The 16,645-nt window shown below is 47.0% G+C and carries 14 protein-coding genes; 6 read left to right on the top strand and 8 right to left on the bottom strand.

All coding sequences use genetic code 11. The features are described from left to right. The first annotated feature begins 44 nt into the window (after positions 1 to 44). Positions 45 to 1,451 carry a TAXI family TRAP transporter solute-binding subunit gene (locus ICN14_RS09570; RefSeq protein WP_216226241.1) on the top strand — a complete coding sequence of 469 codons (1,407 nt, stop codon included), beginning with the start codon at positions 45 to 47 and terminating at the stop codon, positions 1,449 to 1,451. Positions 1,452 to 1,482: 31 nt separating this feature from the next. Further along, a complete protein-coding gene (locus ICN14_RS09565; protein ID WP_216226240.1) occupies positions 1,483 to 2,838 on the top strand; it encodes a DUF3422 domain-containing protein in 1,356 nt (451 codons plus the stop codon). A 49-nt stretch (positions 2,839 to 2,887) separates the two neighbouring features. Here ICN14_RS09565 and ICN14_RS09560 read toward each other — a convergent pair whose 3' ends face one another. After that, on the bottom strand, positions 2,888 to 4,165 hold the full coding sequence (locus tag ICN14_RS09560; RefSeq protein ID WP_216226239.1) for an NAD(P)/FAD-dependent oxidoreductase: 1,278 nt from the start codon (positions 4,163 to 4,165) through the stop codon (positions 2,888 to 2,890). A 9-nt stretch (positions 4,166 to 4,174) separates the two neighbouring features. After that, the gene (locus tag ICN14_RS09555; RefSeq protein ID WP_216226238.1) at positions 4,175 to 4,504 is read right to left on the bottom strand and encodes a c-type cytochrome; all 330 of its coding nucleotides are present in this window, start codon (positions 4,502 to 4,504) and stop codon (positions 4,175 to 4,177) included. Between the two features lie 185 nt (positions 4,505 to 4,689). Between ICN14_RS09555 and ICN14_RS09550 the strand changes: the two genes are divergently transcribed. From ICN14_RS09550 to ICN14_RS09540, 3 genes are read left to right on the top strand one after another with little or no spacing between them, the layout of a single operon-like run. Further along, a complete protein-coding gene (locus ICN14_RS09550) occupies positions 4,690 to 6,411 on the top strand; it encodes a glycosyltransferase family 39 protein (protein WP_216226237.1) in 1,722 nt (573 codons plus the stop codon). After that, positions 6,408 to 7,655, top strand: coding sequence for an exo-alpha-sialidase (locus tag ICN14_RS09545; RefSeq protein WP_216226236.1), 1,248 nt, complete (start codon positions 6,408 to 6,410; stop codon positions 7,653 to 7,655). The genes ICN14_RS09550 and ICN14_RS09545 overlap by 4 nt, the downstream gene beginning before the upstream one ends. After that, on the top strand, positions 7,652 to 8,275 hold the full coding sequence (locus ICN14_RS09540; RefSeq protein ID WP_255536040.1) for a hypothetical protein: 624 nt from the start codon (positions 7,652 to 7,654) through the stop codon (positions 8,273 to 8,275). Before ICN14_RS09545 ends, ICN14_RS09540 begins: the two co-directional genes overlap by 4 nt. 86 nt (positions 8,276 to 8,361) lie before the next feature. Here ICN14_RS09540 and ICN14_RS09535 read toward each other — a convergent pair whose 3' ends face one another. The 6 genes from ICN14_RS09535 to fabI are packed head-to-tail and all read right to left on the bottom strand — an operon-like array spanning position 8,362 to position 14,716. After that, complete coding sequence (locus ICN14_RS09535; protein WP_216226235.1) at positions 8,362 to 9,354, bottom strand: tripartite tricarboxylate transporter substrate binding protein; 993 nt, start codon at positions 9,352 to 9,354, stop codon at positions 8,362 to 8,364. Positions 9,355 to 9,413: 59 nt separating this feature from the next. Beyond that, entirely contained in the window at positions 9,414 to 10,259 is an 846-nt protein-coding gene (locus ICN14_RS09530) for a CoA ester lyase (protein ID WP_216226234.1), read from the bottom strand. Positions 10,260 to 10,307: 48 nt separating this feature from the next. After that, positions 10,308 to 11,678 (bottom strand): MmgE/PrpD family protein, encoded by a 1,371-nt coding sequence (locus ICN14_RS09525; RefSeq protein WP_216226233.1) that lies wholly within the window; start codon positions 11,676 to 11,678, stop codon positions 10,308 to 10,310. Between the two features lie 14 nt (positions 11,679 to 11,692). Beyond that, positions 11,693 to 12,577 (bottom strand): MaoC family dehydratase N-terminal domain-containing protein, encoded by an 885-nt coding sequence (locus tag ICN14_RS09520; RefSeq protein WP_216226232.1) that lies wholly within the window; start codon positions 12,575 to 12,577, stop codon positions 11,693 to 11,695. 31 nt (positions 12,578 to 12,608) lie between these two features. Next, positions 12,609 to 13,934: a chromate efflux transporter gene (chrA, locus tag ICN14_RS09515; protein ID WP_216226231.1), complete on the bottom strand. Its 1,326-nt coding sequence runs from the start codon at positions 13,932 to 13,934 to the stop codon at positions 12,609 to 12,611. Then, complete coding sequence (gene fabI, locus ICN14_RS09510; RefSeq protein WP_215334701.1) at positions 13,931 to 14,716, bottom strand: enoyl-ACP reductase FabI; 786 nt, start codon at positions 14,714 to 14,716, stop codon at positions 13,931 to 13,933. The genes chrA and fabI overlap by 4 nt, the downstream gene beginning before the upstream one ends. Positions 14,717 to 14,766: 50 nt before the next feature. Here fabI and ICN14_RS09505 point away from each other — a divergent pair, with 50 nt between their 5' ends. Then, positions 14,767 to 16,635 carry an extracellular solute-binding protein gene (locus ICN14_RS09505; protein WP_216226230.1) on the top strand — a complete coding sequence of 623 codons (1,869 nt, stop codon included), beginning with the start codon at positions 14,767 to 14,769 and terminating at the stop codon, positions 16,633 to 16,635. Positions 16,636 to 16,645 lie beyond the last annotated feature (10 nt).

The following is a 16,645-nucleotide window of genomic DNA, read 5'->3' as shown; positions in this document are numbered from 1 at the left end:
GCCCATTATGATTAGCTTTTGACATATTTGCTGATTGGCCTTCCATGGGAAGTATCAAACAAGACATTAAAGAAACCTACTTAGGCGTCTACGAGACTGCCCAAGAAAAGTGGAGTGACTTTACCCAGTTTTTGGTAGAGGCATGGCCTATATTGGCAATCCTTTTATTGGGTTTAATGGGGGTTTGGTGGTATGCCGATCCACCGCCACCAAGACATGTTGTGATGGCAACGGGGCAACTCGGAGGCTCCTACCATGCTCTAGGAGAGAAATATGCTGCCTTTTTTGAGAAAAAAGGAATCACCCTTGAGCTTTTGCCAACGAAGGGCGCCGAAGAGAATGTTGCGCATTTAGTTGACCGAAAGGATCCTGTGCAAGCAGCCTTTGTACAGGCTGGTGCGTTTAAACCCCATGACATCGTTGGAGTTCAATCTCTGGGAACAATATCGTATGACCCGATCTGGTTATTTTATCGAGGCACTGAGGTCAACACGAATGATTACCAGGAGATAAAAGCGCGATCTCGTTACTTTCTCAACTCCAAAATATCGGTAGGTATAAAGGGTAGCGGAACTCATGCGCAGGCGATGAAAATTCTGAAGGAGAATGGATTCGAGGAGGGAGCTAACTTTCTTTATCTTTCGGGAGCAAAAGCAGTTGAGGCTTTGCAAAAAGGCGAGATTGATGCGGCATTTATTGTTGACGCTTACGAAGCCCCTAATATTCAGACTCTCTTAGCGGATCCAAGTTTGCATCTATCTGCGTTCCCCAGGGCGGAAGCCTATGCCCGTTTATTGCCTTATATGCAAATTCTCAAGGTTCCAGCTGGTGGATTTAGTTTGATACGCAATTTTCCTTCTAGAGACATTCAGCTGATGGCGTCAACTACCAATTTGCTGATTGATGACAGAATGCATCCAGCACTACAATTTTTATTCTTAGAGGCCGCTCGCGAGATCAATGGAAAAGCCACCTTCTTTTCGGAGCGTGGTGAGTTTCCTGCTTTCAAAAATACTGGCTTACCGCAAAGCCCAGTTGCTTTGCATTACGAAAAAAATGGCTCCCCATTATTGATGACCTATTTGCCCTTTTGGTTGGCTGAGTTAGTCAATCGTTTGATTTTTGTACTCCTGCCATTCTGTGCCTTGGCTTATCCAGTTCTGCTGACATTGCCCGGCTATCGTAATAAGCGCATGCTTCGAAAGATTAATCAGCTTTACGGAATCCTAAAGACTTATGAGCAGGAGTTGATCAATAACTTCCAGCCAGAAAATAAAGACGAGTATCTCAAGAAGTTAGACCTATTGGAGTATCAAGCTCTTCAGTTAAAGGTTTCTAAGAATATGTCCGGTGATTACTACTCCCTGCGTACCAGCATTGACTATGTTCGCAATTGCCTGAATCGGGGCGTTCATCCCTATCAATTCAATGAAGAGAATGGTGGCGTATAGTTTGCTAATACCAATCTAATACGCAATGCTTATGAAACCTTACGACCATCCTGCTCGAAAACAGTTGCATGAAGAAGTGCATGCCCGACCGCCTATCGCGCTTTGGCCAAATGAGAGGGTGCTGTCTCAGTCTTTCTTGCTTGATGCAGATTCTCGTCAGTCTCAAATTAAGTGGATTCAAAAACTCAGTGCTGCATTAGGCATTGCTAATGACGGTGAGCAAGATCACTCTTTCAAGATGCTCACTCTGGCACCTGAGCCAGAGAGGGTGCTAATTAAGTGGGAGCTACATGGCGAGTTTGCAACTATCGCAGCCATTGTGCATAACCCCGCAAAAATTACTGGACCACTACTGGATTCCCGTCTCGCCCTAGAGAAGAGCTTAGATGGTTTGTTTCACAGCCTGGGCTGCCCAACCATTGTTGAGGCAGGCGGCGAAAGAATTTCTGCGCTAGATCTGGCATTTGAGCATCGCCCTTTGTTTGCAGAGGCTCAAGAGGTGTCTGCTATTTTTAGCGGACATACTGTATTGGGTAGCTATATTCTTTCAAGCAAGAAGGCGCAGCTTTGGACAGACTTATATTTGGATGAGGATGGCTACATCTCTTATTTCATTCCTCATGATATTTTGGGCTCACGTCAGGCTGGTCGCGTAGCGCGAGCGATTGCTGAAGCTGAAACCTATCGAATGGCTGCAATGATTGCTTTCCCGGTTGCCAAGAGTCTCTCCATGCCGCTGAGAACTGCTGAGTCGGAATTAGCGGAGTTATCTAAAAATATCTCTCAACTCCAAACTGAATCAGGCGTACATACCGAAAAAGATGGGCAGTTTTTAGGAGAGCTTTCTCATTTGGCGTCAAGAGCAGAGCAGTGGATATCGGGATATGGCTTGCGCTTTACTGCTGCTGAGGCATATAGCCAATTACTCAGCAAAAACTTATATGAGCTAGCAGAGTCTCCAATTCCGGGTGTGCAATCTCTCTCTGAGTTTATGGACCGACGTTTTCAGCCTGCTATGGGTACCTGTATTTGGACTCAGCGTAGATTAAAAGAATTATCCGATCGCATCTCGAGAACAACACAAACTTTGAGAACTCGTATTGAGTTTGTGAATGAAGAGCAGACACAAAAATTGCTAGCTAGTATGGACCAGCGTGCACGTCTTCAATTGCGCTTACAGGAAACTGTGGAGAGCCTATCAGTTCTAGTATTGACTTACTATGCTGTGAGCTTATTAGCCTATGTCGCAAAGGGTGGCAAAGAGGCAGGCTTTGCTATTCATCCGGAAATTGTTGCTGCAATTGCTGCTCCAGTGGTAGCTATCATCTTCTTGTTCATTAGCAAGCGACGACGTAAGAAAATTGTTGAGATGGGTAAATCTCTGTAGACATTAAAAAAGAGGCCGAGGCCTCTTTTTTAATGAACGCAAATACTCCTTAACCTAGGCTATCGGCCCAGATGTTGTGCGCCCAACCCCAAGCATAAACACCCTCAAGGGTGGATGGTGCAGGTGATAAGCCACCAGAACCTGGAACAGTCTTGAAGGTTTTCTCGGCAGCGTTGTATTGATGAACGCTAGCAACGTGAACCACTTCACGATCATTTACAAAGCTGTAGCAAGTATTTGTCAGGACTGGTGCTGGATTGACTTCCCAGCCACTCAACTCTGCAACGATGGCTGCAGCCGCAACTTTGGCATGTTGGTTGGCCATATGACCAGATTTCGGCATTGCTGGCGCAATCTGAATAGAGTCACCAAGTACGTGAATATCTTTGCGTGCAGTCGACTCAAAGTTCAGGAAGTTAACATTTACCCAGCGGCCATTGGAATTAGCTAAGCCAGTTTTAATGGCGATTTCACCAGCAGACATTTGTGGGAGAACGTTCAGTACATCAGCTTTCACATCATCCTCAACTTCGAGCTTGAGCGTTTTGGTTTTTGCATCAACGCCAACTACATTGCTCTTTGGTCGGTATTCAATGATTCCAGCATACTGTTCAGCCCATACCTTCTTGAATAAGGCGCCCTTGGATGTCACATCTTGATTGGCATCCAAAATGACGACCTTGCCTTTAGGGTTGTGGGTCTTGAGGTAGTTGGCAACCTGGCAGGCGCGCTCATATGGCCCAGGAGGGCAACGATATGGAGCTTCCGGAATGCTAATGGCAAAAGTACCGCCTTCACGCATAGCAGCAATTTGCTTATGCAGAGCAACAGTTTCTGGACCCGCTTTCCAGGCCTGGAGAGTGACACCATCTTTGTTAGCTTGCGCAAGACCCTCAATGCTCTTGAAATTCAGTGAAACACCGGGAGACACGATCGCTTTGTCGTAACGCAAAGTTTTGCCTGAGGCGAGCGTTACCGTTTTCTTGTCTGGATCAATACTGCTGACACTGTCTTGAATAATCTTGATGCCATGACGCTTGCTGAGAGTGTCGTACGGAGATGTAATTTCGGCTAGAGTGCGCGAACCACCAATAACCAAATTGGACATTGGGCAGGAAACAAATGCGGTGTTTGGCTCAATCAGAGTCACTCGTGCAGTGTTATTAGAGAACAGGCGCAAATATTTAGCAGCAGTAGCGCCGCCATATCCACCGCCAATGACTAAGATTTCTGCTTTTTGTAAATTCGCTGCTTTTGCTGGACTGGAAAGACCTGCAAGTAGACCTACTGCTGCAGCGCTCTGACCTATAAAATGTCGACGATCCATGGCGCCTCCTTATTGTTTCTTGCCAAGTTGATTGGCAATAGTGGTGAGTTGTTCGTCTGTATAACCTTTGGCAAGTTGCGGCATGATCGTGCCTTCACGAGCGCCAGACTTAAATGCTTTTAACTGGGTCAGCATTTGTTCGCTTGTAAGGGTATTGATCAGCGGCATACCGCCATCAACCACTCCTTTGCCATCTGTGCCGTGACAGTTGGCGCAGGTTGCAGCCAGACCACGCTTATATAGTTGGTCGGCAGTTTGTGCGAAGCTGAGTCCGCTCCACTGGCTTAAGCCAATGAGGGTGCTGACCACCAGAATGGGTTTTAAATACTTCACTTGCATAGGGATAATCTCCGTCTTACATACAGCTGTTCTTAGGATGATGCTGATTGACTCTATCTTAATCAGATGGGGATGGGATTGGTGGTTTTACTTAGATTGATTTTCAATATGCTCAGAACCAAATACAAGGGTACTGCTCATGATGGTTTTTTAGCCTGCACCCTCAAGACCTATAAACTAGCGGTATGCGTGGCTCCTTTACTTACCGAAATGCATTCTTCATCCTACTTCTAGGTGTATTTACCTATCTGTATGGTTTGGATAGTCGCTTTGCCCCAAAGAATGGGGATGAATATCCCTATATGCACATCGTCCGGATGACAGCTGATGCTGGAGCTTGGTTGCCCCTCCAATCCGAGATGGATGGCATTAAAAATACCAAGCCGCCTTTGGTGTTTTGGGAGGGTATTGCTAGTACAGGGTGGGGTAGTGACTGGACGCTCTTGGCGCTGCGTTGGCCCAGTGTTTTATATACCGGCCTAACAGCATTGTTCTTATTTCTGGCGGTAGCTCGGTATAGCGGCAAAAAACAGACTGGCCTATTGGCGGCTTTGGTATGGCTTTCCTTTTTTGCGACCTATCGCTATGGCCGACCATTTTTGACAGATCCCCCCGAAGTGTTTTGGTTGAGCCTGCCATTCTTTGCGCTGCTCTATTGGGGTAGAACTGCATTTGAATCCAAGCTATTTTTTCCGGTGATGGCGGGTGCCTGCTTTGGCATAGCTTTACTCTCAAAGTCTTTTGCCTATATTGCCCCCGCCACATTTGCCTTGGGCTTGTTTTACTGGCGCTGGCGTGAGTGGAGCATTCCGAAGGTCTTGTTGCAGGACTTATATAAAGTGATATTGATTGCTGTTCTGGCTTTGGGTGTATTTGCACTCTGGTTTTTGTTGGACCCATTTCCGGAGGCGGTCTGGAAAGAATTTGTATTGGGTGAGAATGCCGGCAAGTTCGAGGCGCGTAGCTCTAACTACCTTTTAGATCTGGTGCGTGGCGGCGACAGTATTTGGATGTTGGCTTTAACCACCTTAGCCAATGCTGGACTATTTACTTTCGTATTGATCTCCGCATTGATTCAATCTTGGAAACAGCGGCGCTTCATATCGCTTGAAGAGGGCTTATTGCTGCTTTTAGTATTGGCATTCTTTATCGTATTTAGCTTGCCAAGTCAGCGCTCCAGTCGCTACCTATTGCCGGTGATGCCAGCATTTGCCGCCTTGATTGCAATGTACTGGGATCGATTGCCTTTATGGGGATTCCGAATTGCATTGATATTGCAGTTGATATTGCTTTCCGCTCTTGCTTGGGTAGGCGGAAATTTGCAGCTATCAAATTTCTTAGGTCAGCCCGGTATCTGGAATTACTCACCGTGGCACTGGGCCTTTATGGGAGTTGCGATCGCTTTAGTGTTGTTAGGTCTATTCAGCCGAGAGCGCAGTAAGACCATTGCTTTGGCGGCCTGCTTTTTTTGCTACTGTGCGCTTACCAGTAGCTTGGCTCCACTGGAAGGTACCTTGGGTCGATATTCACAATCCACCATCCAAGGTGTTGTCGGGCAAGATGTTTGGGTGCCTTGCGACTATCGCGCTAAGGATGAGGAGTATCGGCTCTTATTGCCGGGTGCAAAGTTACACGGCTATTTAGCAAAAGATGCCAACCAAGTCGATGTATTGAGTAGCACTTACCCATTAGTTGCGCTGCAATCCCCGATCGGCGTAGAGCCTGAGCTTTGTGACTCCTGCAAGGTTGTAGGCAAACGTATGGAGATGAGAGCCCGTCATTCTGATGCGGAGATTCGGGCGATACTCAAAGGTCATATTGGAGAGCACCTATTTGTGAATGAATATTTAGTTTCTACACCTGCAGCAATTGCGTTGCCAGTGGTGGGTAAGGATGCTTGTCGATGAGCCGTGTAATTGCCCTCTGTTTTTTATTACTTGCCTCGGTATTGGGCTACCTCCATATTGATAGTCGCCCAGCATGGGCGCCTTTTGCTGTCCCTTACACAGTCGATAGTGCACATCAATCAGAGGATTCTCCTGAGACACCTGAAAGCAATAAACCAGCAAAGACTTTAAAAAATGCTGCGCCAGTGAAGCTGGCTCAACCTAGTTTGCGGATGGACTGGCTGCCCGATACTGGAGCTCCATCAGTACATGCAGCATCTTTAATCGCGCTAAAGGATGGTGGAGTGAGAGCCTTCTGGTTTGCGGGGAGTCGTGAAGGTGCGCCTGATGTAGTTATTAATACTGCTGTCTTTGACCCGCAGGCGTCTAGGTGGAGTGCTGCAACTGTTGTAATGGATCGAGTCAGTGCGGAAAAAGGTTTGTCCCGCTACATTGCCAAATTGGGTAACCCCGTTCCAGCAAGAATGGCCGATGGTCGCATGCAGTTATTTTTTGTCACTGTTTCTATTGGTGGTTGGGCAGGTAGCTCAATTTCATCGGTGATTTCAGATGACGAGGGTTTAACTTGGGGTCGACCACAGCGACTTATTAGCTCACCATTGATTAACCTCAGCACCTTGGTAAAGTCACCGGCCATGCTATTTGCGGATGGGCGACTAGGATTGCCGGCATATCACGAGTGGATTGGTCGTTTTGGAGAGTTCCTCAGAATTGATGCGAGTCAGGTGATTGATAAGCGACGTATGAGTTCCGGTAGGGGTGCGATTCAGCCTGTTGTCTTTAGTGATGGACCGCAAGATGCAAGTGCTTTTTTCCGTCAAACTCGATCCAGTTCTCAGCCAAAGCAAATCCCCGTAAGCGAGACCAACGATGCTGGGCAGTCCTGGGCGGTAACAAAGGATCTTGAGATCCCAAATCCGAACTCTGCTCTTGCTGCGCTGACTTTGGCTAATGGTACGAGATTGATGGTTCTTAATAATATTGAGGCAGGTCGCTATCGTTTGGTGATGGTAATGCGTGAATCTAATTCTGCTCAATGGCAGGTAATACAAGTTCTCGAAGATGATGAGTCTTTAGCTAATGATCAGCATCGAGAGTTTTCTTATCCATACTTAATTTCTGCCAATGGTGAAGATGCGCACCTTGCCTATACCTGGGATAGGAAAAAGATTAGGCATGTGTATTTTCCGGCCGCTTGGTTTAAGCATGCTGTAAGCAGTCTTAAAGAAAGGGAAGCGCAATGATGACTTCATATTTACAGCCCATTGCCTTGCTGGAGATGTCGCTTACTTGCGCAGTAGTGCTCATTGTTCTTTTAGAAAAGTTAAGCTCAAAAGAGATTCCATTTGCAGTGCGCATTATCTTGGCTCTGCTATTGATCAACTTATTTTTCTGGCCGCTAGGAATGTCATTGGAATTACCTCTATCTGCTTATGTACGCGGCGTTACTGGTGATCTTAGTATTGTGACAATGCTCTTGTTGTGGAGCTCCATACTTCCTGCTGCTAAAAAGACGCCGCTTGGATTTAAGGTGCCACTGGCACTCATTGCAATTGCGTTTTATCCCTTGGCGCTTGGCTTTGGCATGATGGATCCTTATGCGTGGGGCTATGGCTCCATTGGCCTCTTGATTGCTGTCGTTCTCTTCGCCATTGTTTGCGGTCTTGCTGGTTGGACTAAGGGTGTTTGGATTATTTCTTTTGCGATCATTGCCTGGGCAGCGCATTGGCACGAATCAGCAAATCTTTGGGACTATCTCTTGGATCCTTTCTTAGCTACATGGGCTCTGTTTGCCATCCCCAGTGCGATTTATCAGAAGCGTCGTGAGAAGGCGCAGTCGGGCTACCTCTTTAGGGCAGGCTGATTATTGCTGTCTAATTTATCTAGTGAATTTTAGGTAACAAAAAAGCCAGCAGATCGCTGGCTTTTTTGTTTGCTGCTATACCGAAATTAATCTGGAATATTCGCTTTGCGAATGACTGGACCCCAGACGTTGATTTCTTTCTCAAGGTGATCCTTGAGGCCTTTTGCAGAAATCTTATCTGCTGGCACGATATCAATGTTGGCATCTTCCAAGCGCTTCTTCACATCAGGCGTATTCAATGCTTTCTTCAAGGCGGCATTGATTTTGTCCTGGATTGGCTGTGGAACACCTTTTGGAACATACACACCATGCCAAACTTTCACTTCAAAGCCTTTGAGGCCTTGTTCGTTCAAAGTTGGTACGTTAGGAATTGCTGGCAAACGCTTCATAGTTGTTGTGCCGAATGCTTTTACACGACCATCCTTGATGTAAGGAATAGTTTGTGTAGTTTGGTCGCATAAGAGGTCAACTTGACCACCCAAGAGGTCGGTCAAAGCAGGACCGGTACCTTTGTAAGGGATGTTCGTCAATTTCACGCCCATACGACTTTGAAATAATAAGCCGCATAACTGTGACACTGCGCCTGGACCAGCGTTAGCCATCGTTACTTTTGAACCATTAGCCTTGATATAGGCTTCAAGTTCTTTAAAGTTATTAGCAGGCAAATCTTTTTTGCCCAGCAGTACCATTGGTACATCAGCTACTTGGCCAATGTAATCAAAGCTAGTCATTGGGTCATACGGGAGTTTGTCGTACAGCGCGTTTGCTGTAGCCATACCCATATGGTGAATGTACATTGTGTAGCCATCTGGAGCCGCGCGAGCTACCTTGGTAGAGGCAATCGTGCCACCAGCGCCAGGAACGTTCTCAACCACAACAGTTTGACCTAAAGCCTGACCCATAGGTACGGCGATCAAACGCGCGATTGTGTCAGTTGGACCACCAGCTGCAAATGGCACAACCAACTGAATAGATTTAGTAGGCCAATCCTTTTGGGCGGAAGCAATATTGCTACCCAATAAAGTGCCGGCGCTGACTACTGCAGCAATGCCAGCGAATAGGGTTTTTTGTAATTTCATATATGTCTCCGTTAATGTGTAATGCGAGCTAATTTTGCCACCATTATTTACTGTCGGCTTTAGGGTTTACCAGCAACCGCCAGCGTCCTTTGGGCTAATAAGACAACTGGTCGATCAATCATGCGGCCGTCTAATTTCACAGCGCCACCTTTGGATGCCTTGTCCGCTTCAATCACGCGCTGTGCCCAGGAGACCTCCGCAGCCGTAGGCATAAAGGAATCCTTAACTAAAGCAACCTGTTTTGGATGAATACACAGCTTGCCTCCGAACCCCATTCTTTTGGCGCGCTCTGCATCATCAGTAATGCACTCAATATTGTCTGTAGAAGGAGTAACCCCATCAATTGGAGGGGCAATCTGGGCTAAGCGTGAGGCCAGCACAATCTGAAAGCGCGCAGTTTGCAGTTCAGTTTCTTGTGCGTCACACACCATTCCTAAGTCGGCCTGTAGATCAATGTTGCCTAATGCCAAGCGCAATACCTGATCAGAGTTTGCAATCTCATTGAGATGATTAAGGCCGACAGCAGTTTCAATCATCGGAATGATTGCTGTATTTGGCAGAATTTGTGCTGCACCATTAATTTGATCGAGCGATTCACTTTTCGGAATAAGTAAGCAGGCAGCATCCAATTCTTGAACCAAGATAAGGTCAGCTGCGTAAAACTTAGTGCCGGGAGAATTCGAGCGAATAATCAAGCGCTTTTTTTGTTCCGCAGTAAAAGTAGTCCAAGCAGCACGTATAGCTGCGCGGGCAGATTCTTTATCTTCTTCGGCTACCGCATCCTCTAAATCGATGATGACGCCATCAGCTCCACTATCCAATGCTTTTACAAAACGTTCTGGGCGCGTCCCCGGAACAAATAAGAAGGTGCTGCTAAAGCCGATAGGTGTATCAAGTGGGTTCATATTTGTGGCTTTATTGAATGTGAAGCGAAAAAATAAACAACTCAGAATTTATGAGATCAACAGGCCAATCTTGGACTGCTTACGAATATTCCACAAGCGTTCAATGGCGGCACTCATCTCACTTGGCGTTGCGCCACCACTGAATGCAGCAAGACGCATTGCCTTATCTGTAATTTCAGTGCGACTGAGGGTGTTACCAGGATCGCCTTTAGGTTCATCAACGCGGCCCTCTAAAACTTCGCCATTATTTAAATAGACTTTCACTTTGCCAATCCAGCGTTGAGGGTAGGCACCATCTACTTCTGCATCCAGAGTCATGGTGACGCGATCGCGGAAGGCGCAAATCTCCTGATCATGAAAGTGCTGATCGAATTCTTGCAGGCCAGCAAATTGATAATGGGCAATCAGAGCGAGCACAGTACCCATTGAAAACTTGGATTGGTGAACCGTTGCGGGATCGGTGACTGGTCCCAGCACATCAATTGCACCTTGGTGAACCAGCGTTTCTACTTTAGCAATATCACTAGGCTTGAGGTGATGCGCGAGCATGACTTGCAACAGGGCGTCTGCAGCAGGATGGGTATGACGACATGAGGCGTGATATTTAAAGCTAGTCTCCGCAATAGTCCAGCGACTACCCAGTCGATCAGTCAACTTGCTAGGGTCTGCATCGCTCGACATGCCGGCAGCCAAACCTTGCTTGCCTTCTAAGATATGTTCTGCACCAGTAAAACCAGATTGTGCCAAGTAAGCAGACATCAAACCAGTAGAGGCAGCGTGCGCAGTATGTAGTTGCTTAGAGTCAGCGGCATCCCGCAGAAATTCCCAAAGACCGGCCGATTGCGTTCCCGCAGAGCCAAAGGCATGCAACATTTGGGTAGGGTTCAATTTGAGTAAATGACCTACGGCTGCAGCTGCTGCCAGGGTGCCTGCGGTACCTGTAGTGTGAAATATCTTGTAATGCGAGCGACCTAAAAATTCACCAACCCGAATACCGACTTCATAGCCAGCAACAGCAGCAACCAACAGATCTTCACCTGAGGCGCCAATCGTTTGTGCTGTCGCTAGTGCCGCAGGAAACACCACGGTAGCTGGGTGAAATACGGAGCCATTGTGAACATCATCTTGTTCGGCAACATGTGATGCTGCTGCATTAGCGAGTGCGGCTAAGAAGGGGCTTGAGTTGTTTCGGTTAATCAGAATTTCAGCAGAGCCAGGATTAGCAGCATTAAAGCCGCCCATGTTTTGCGCAAACTGCGTAATCGTTTCTACTGGACGTGATCCTTTGCCAGCGATTGCTGAGCCAAACCAATCAACCAATAAATCTTCGGTGCGCGCAATCACCTCGTCGGGAATGTCGCCAATTTTTAATTCAGCAGCAAATGTTGCTAAAGCTTTAGATAAATGCGGGGTAGTCATTGAGTAAAAATTTCCTAAGCTAAAACTGCAGTGGCTTGCATGGTGAGCCAACCTTCGTGGTCTTCGGCCCAAATGGAAATTGTTTTTCCGGAAGGATCTTTCTCTAGATCAGGCTTAGCGCTCACCTTAAACACGTTGATATCAAAAGTAGGCCGTATAGCTCGGAACTCAAAACTCTTCAGTTGGCAACCTGGAATACTCTGACGCACAAGATCTACCAACAAGGTTGCAATTAAAGGGCCGTGAACAATTAAGCCTGGGTAACCCTCTACTTCAGTAACGTATTTGCGATCGTAATGAATGCGATGACCATTGAATGTCAGGGCTGAGTAGCGAAACAATAAAACATCATCTGGGGTAATTGTTTTGGACCACGTAGCTCCAGTGGGTGCTGGAGTTGGCGCAACTGGTTTGTCATCCGGGCCTGGTGCATCGCGATACACGATGTCATGCTCTTCAATTAAAGCTAAGCCATTTTGATTGGAGATTTCATGTTTGACTAATACGAAGATGAGATCACCAGTGCGACCTGCTTTGTGCGTAACGGATTCAATTCTAGAGACGCGTTCGATTTCATCGCCTACAGAAAGAGGCGCTAGCCATTGAACTCGACTGCCAGCCCACATTCGACGTGGCAGCGGAACGGGCGGTAAAAATCCGCCACGCTTAGGGTGACCATCAGGACCGATTTCAGATTGAAGGGCGCACGGTAAGAAATAAAGCCAATGCCACAACTCCGGAAGAAAAGTTCCGTCATTCGGAGCAGGATCGGGTCTATCGAGCGTTGCCGAGAGAGCTCTGACAGGTGCCGCAGTGACGATGTCTTGAAGAGTCTCGGTTTTGCCGAGCCATTCTTGGAGATGGGTGATGGTTTGAGGTTCGATTCGCATAAGTTCCATTATGCCAATTCCAACCTCAAATGCGGTGGAGCTAGGTCAATAAACTCGCCAGCAAATAACTAAGTAAGCCCGCCAGCGCCGAACCAGTTAATACGCTAATCACGCCTTTTTGAAACTTAAACAGCGCTAAACCCGCAAGCAGAGTGATCGCTATTGAAATCCAAGAAATTGAGCCGCCTAGACCATGTGGCAAAAAGACGTGATACGCAAAGAACAGACCTAGGTTGGCGATGACTCCAACCACTGCGGCAGAGATTGCAGTGAGGGGCGCAGTAAAGCTCAATTTGCCATGTGTGGATTCAATCAAAGGGCCGCCGACCAGCACCAGGAAAAAAGAAGGTAAAAAGGTAAACCAGGTGGCAACACAGGCCCCAAGCACGCCAAACCAAAATGGATTGCTATTGCCAATCAGATGTTGGATGTGGCCAGCCAGATAACCAACAAAAGCCACCACCATGATGAGTGGTCCCGGAGTAGTTTCTCCAAGCGCTAAACCATCCATCATTTGACCGGCGCTGAGCCAATGAAATTGATCCACTGCACCCTGGTAGACATAAGGTAGCACTGCATATGCACCACCAAAGGTGAGGAAAGCAGCTTTAGTAAAGAACCAGGCAATTTGTGGATACAGTGTTTTCCAGCCAAACGCTAGTGTTAGGGCAAAAAACGGAATCAACCAGAGCGCTAAAAAGCTTGAGCTCTGCAATGCCAATTTCTTTTTGGAAAACTTGGCATGCTCTGGGGTTGGGGTGTGATCATCAATTAGTGCGGCACCGTGCGTTCCATTCGCTTTGTTGTGAGATGCGGTTTGCTGGAAATACTCTGGGTAGCGTTTGCCGCCCCAAATACCAATTAAGGCTGCAAAGATAACAATGATTGGGAAAGCCAGGTTAAAGATAAAGATCGCTAGAAAGGATCCGAGCGCAATCCAACGTAGTGCTTGATTATGAATCGTGCGCTTACCAATGCGGACTGCAGCATGGAGGACGATAGCAGTGACTGCGGGTTTGATGCCAAAGAAGATTGCGGCAATCCAAGGCACTTGGCCAAAGGTGAGATAGACCCAAGATAGGCCAATCAAAATAAAAAGAGAGGGCAGGACAAAGAGGGTGCCTGCTAAGACGCCGCCCCAGGTGCGATGCATGAGCCAGCCAATATAGGTTACCAACTGTTGAGCTTCAGGCCCTGGTAGCAACATGCAATAGTTGAGCGCATGTAAAAAGCGCCGCTCGGAAATCCAGCGACGCTTCTCAACTAGCTCTTGGTGTAGGACTGCGATTTGTCCTGCAGGCCCACCAAAACTAATAAAGCCTAGCTTGGCCCAAAACTTCAGGGCCTCGCGCAGCGGAACGCTCAAACTTCTTCCATTCCACCAACAACTTGGCTAAATCCGTTATCTACATAAATGATTTCAGCGGTAATGCCGTTTGCTAAATCAGATAGCAAGAATGCAGCGGTATTGCCAACATCATCAATAGTTACATTGCGACGCATTGGGGCAGTTTGTTCAACGGCTTCCAAAATCTTGCCGAAACCTTTAATGCCAGCAGCAGCTAAAGTTTTGATTGGACCAGCAGAGATACCGTTCGCGCGAATGCCCTTAGGTCCCACTGAGCCAGCGATATAGCGTACCGAGGCTTCTAGTGAGGCTTTTGCAAGACCCATGGTGTTGTAGTTAGGAACATTGCGCAGGCTACCGAGGTAAGTCAGAGTCAATAAAGAGGATTTGTCGCGCAACATTGGGAGGGCTTCTTTTGCCATCGCTGGGAAACTATAAGCAGAGATGTCGTGAGCGATTTTGAAGCCTTCACGAGAAAGACCCTCTAAAAAGTCGCCAGCAATCGCTTCGCGCGGTGCAAAGCCAATTGCGTGAACAAAGCCGTCAAACTGAGGCCAAGTTTTTGCTAAATCCTTAAACAGGGCGGAAATCTGCTCATCGCTGCCAACATCGCAGTCGAAAATCAAGTCGGTATTGAATTCTTTAGCGAAATCGACAATCCGGTCTTTAAAGCGCTCACCAACGTAGGTAAAGGCCAGTTCAGCCCCTTCGCGGTGACATGCCTTGGCTATGCCATAGGCAATGGAGCGATTAGAAAGAAGGCCGGTAATCAGAATTTTTTTGCCAGCGAGAAAGCCCATGTTGTTTCCTTTACTTCAAATATGATTAGCTATCTACAATTGTTGCATATATGCCCACCCTAAACCCCATTCGCCAAATAGCCCATTTCTTGCTACTAGCCATGCTAGTAGGGCTTGGGGCCAATATAGCGCAGGCAGCTCAAGGGATTTCCCAGTATGGCAAGCCTAAATATGCTGAAGGATTTGCCCATTTTGATTATGTGAATCCTCAAGCTCCTAGGGGAGGCACCCTGATTTTACCCAACCCAGGGCAAAGAACCAGTTTTGATAAGTTCAATCCTTTTACTTTGCGGGGTGTAACGGCGCCCGGAATTGAATTGATGTTTGAATCTTTGGCTGAGGGAAGTGCTGATGAGGTATCAAGCATTTATGGTTTGCTTGCTGAAGATATTGCTGTCGCTCAAGATCATAAGTCGGTAACGTTTCGCATTCGTCCTGAAGCAAAGTTTTCTGATGGTAGCCCAGTGTTAGCTGCTGATGTGAAACATAGCTTTGATGTTTTGATGAGCGGTAAAGCGCATCCACGCTATAGAACTACCTTCGCAGATATCAAAGAAGCAGTCGTGTTATCGGATCGAACAGTACGTTTTGATTTCAAAAACAACAACACAGAGCTACCTATTTTGGCGGGAACACTTCCCATCTTTTCTCGTCACTGGGGAAAGAAGCCGGACGGCACAATCATTCCTTTTGAGAAGATTGCCTTTGAAGCGCCATTGGGCAGTGGGCCATATCTCATTGAATCCTTTAAAGCTGGTAAATCCATTGTCTATAAGCGAAACCCGCAATATTGGGCTGATCAATTAAGCAAGCCTTTAAATGTCCGTGTTGGTTTTTATAACTTTGATCGCGTGCTATACAAACTCTATAGTGATGATGCTGTTCGTCTAGAGGCCTTCAAGGCGGGGGAGTTCGACGCTATCGTTGAATACCGCGCCAAGATTTGGGCTAAGGGTTATGTGGGCTCCAAGTTTGATAACGGCACCCTATTGAGGAAGGCATTCCTCAATCACAATGGGGCAGGGATGCAAGGTTTTGCAATGAACCTTCGTCGCCCCATTTTTAAAGATGCTCGAGTACGTGAAGCTTTGGGTTACGCCCTAGATTTTGAATGGCTCAATCGTCAAATTTTTTATGATCAATACAGTCGTATCAATAGCTACTTTCAGAATAGCGATTTGAGTGCGAACTTTGATGGACCGCGTAAGCCCACTGAAGCAGAACTAAAACTACTAAGACCATTAAAAGCAAAGTACCCACAATGGGTGCCTGATGCAGTATTTGACCCAATGCCTCCAGCTCCATCCACTAAGTCACCTGACAGCCTGCGTCAGAATTTAAAGAAAGCCCGCGAACTATTGATGCATGCTGGCTGGCAGTTTCGCGATGGCGCATTGCGTAATGAAAAGGGTGAGCCATTTCGTTTTGAGATAGTGGAAGATGGCGGATTCTTTCTTAGGGTAATTTCGGCATACGTGCGCAATCTAGAGAAGTTGGGAGTTCAGGTAGATATTCGAACTAGCGACTTTGCCCTTCATCAAAAGCGGATGAACGAATTTGATTTTGATATGACAACAGTCCGTTTCTCGGATTCACAAAATCCTGGGAATGAATTATGGGATCGCTTTGGTAGTCAGGCTGCCAAAGAAAAAGGATCGGATAATGTGATTGGCGTTCAGTCACCAGTAGTGGATGCCTTGATTCAGGAAATTACTAAAGCGCAAAATCGCGAGGAGTTACGTGCCGCTACGAGAGCTTTAGATCGCGTACTCTGGAATAGTTATTACGTCATTCCACAGTGGTACAACCCAACGCACCGTGTTGCCTATCGCAAAGAGATGCGCTATCCAGAGCCTCCCTTGTACTATTCAGCAGAACCTTGGATTATTCAAAACTGGTGGAAAGAGGAGGCTAAATAATGCAAGGTCA

The organism is Polynucleobacter sp. MG-27-Goln-C1, from assembly GCF_018881905.1.
In the GTDB taxonomy this organism is placed as follows: domain Bacteria; phylum Pseudomonadota; class Gammaproteobacteria; order Burkholderiales; family Burkholderiaceae; genus Polynucleobacter.
The sequence above is the reverse complement of the archived record's forward strand: the minus strand, read 5'-3'. Positions and strand labels throughout refer to the sequence as shown.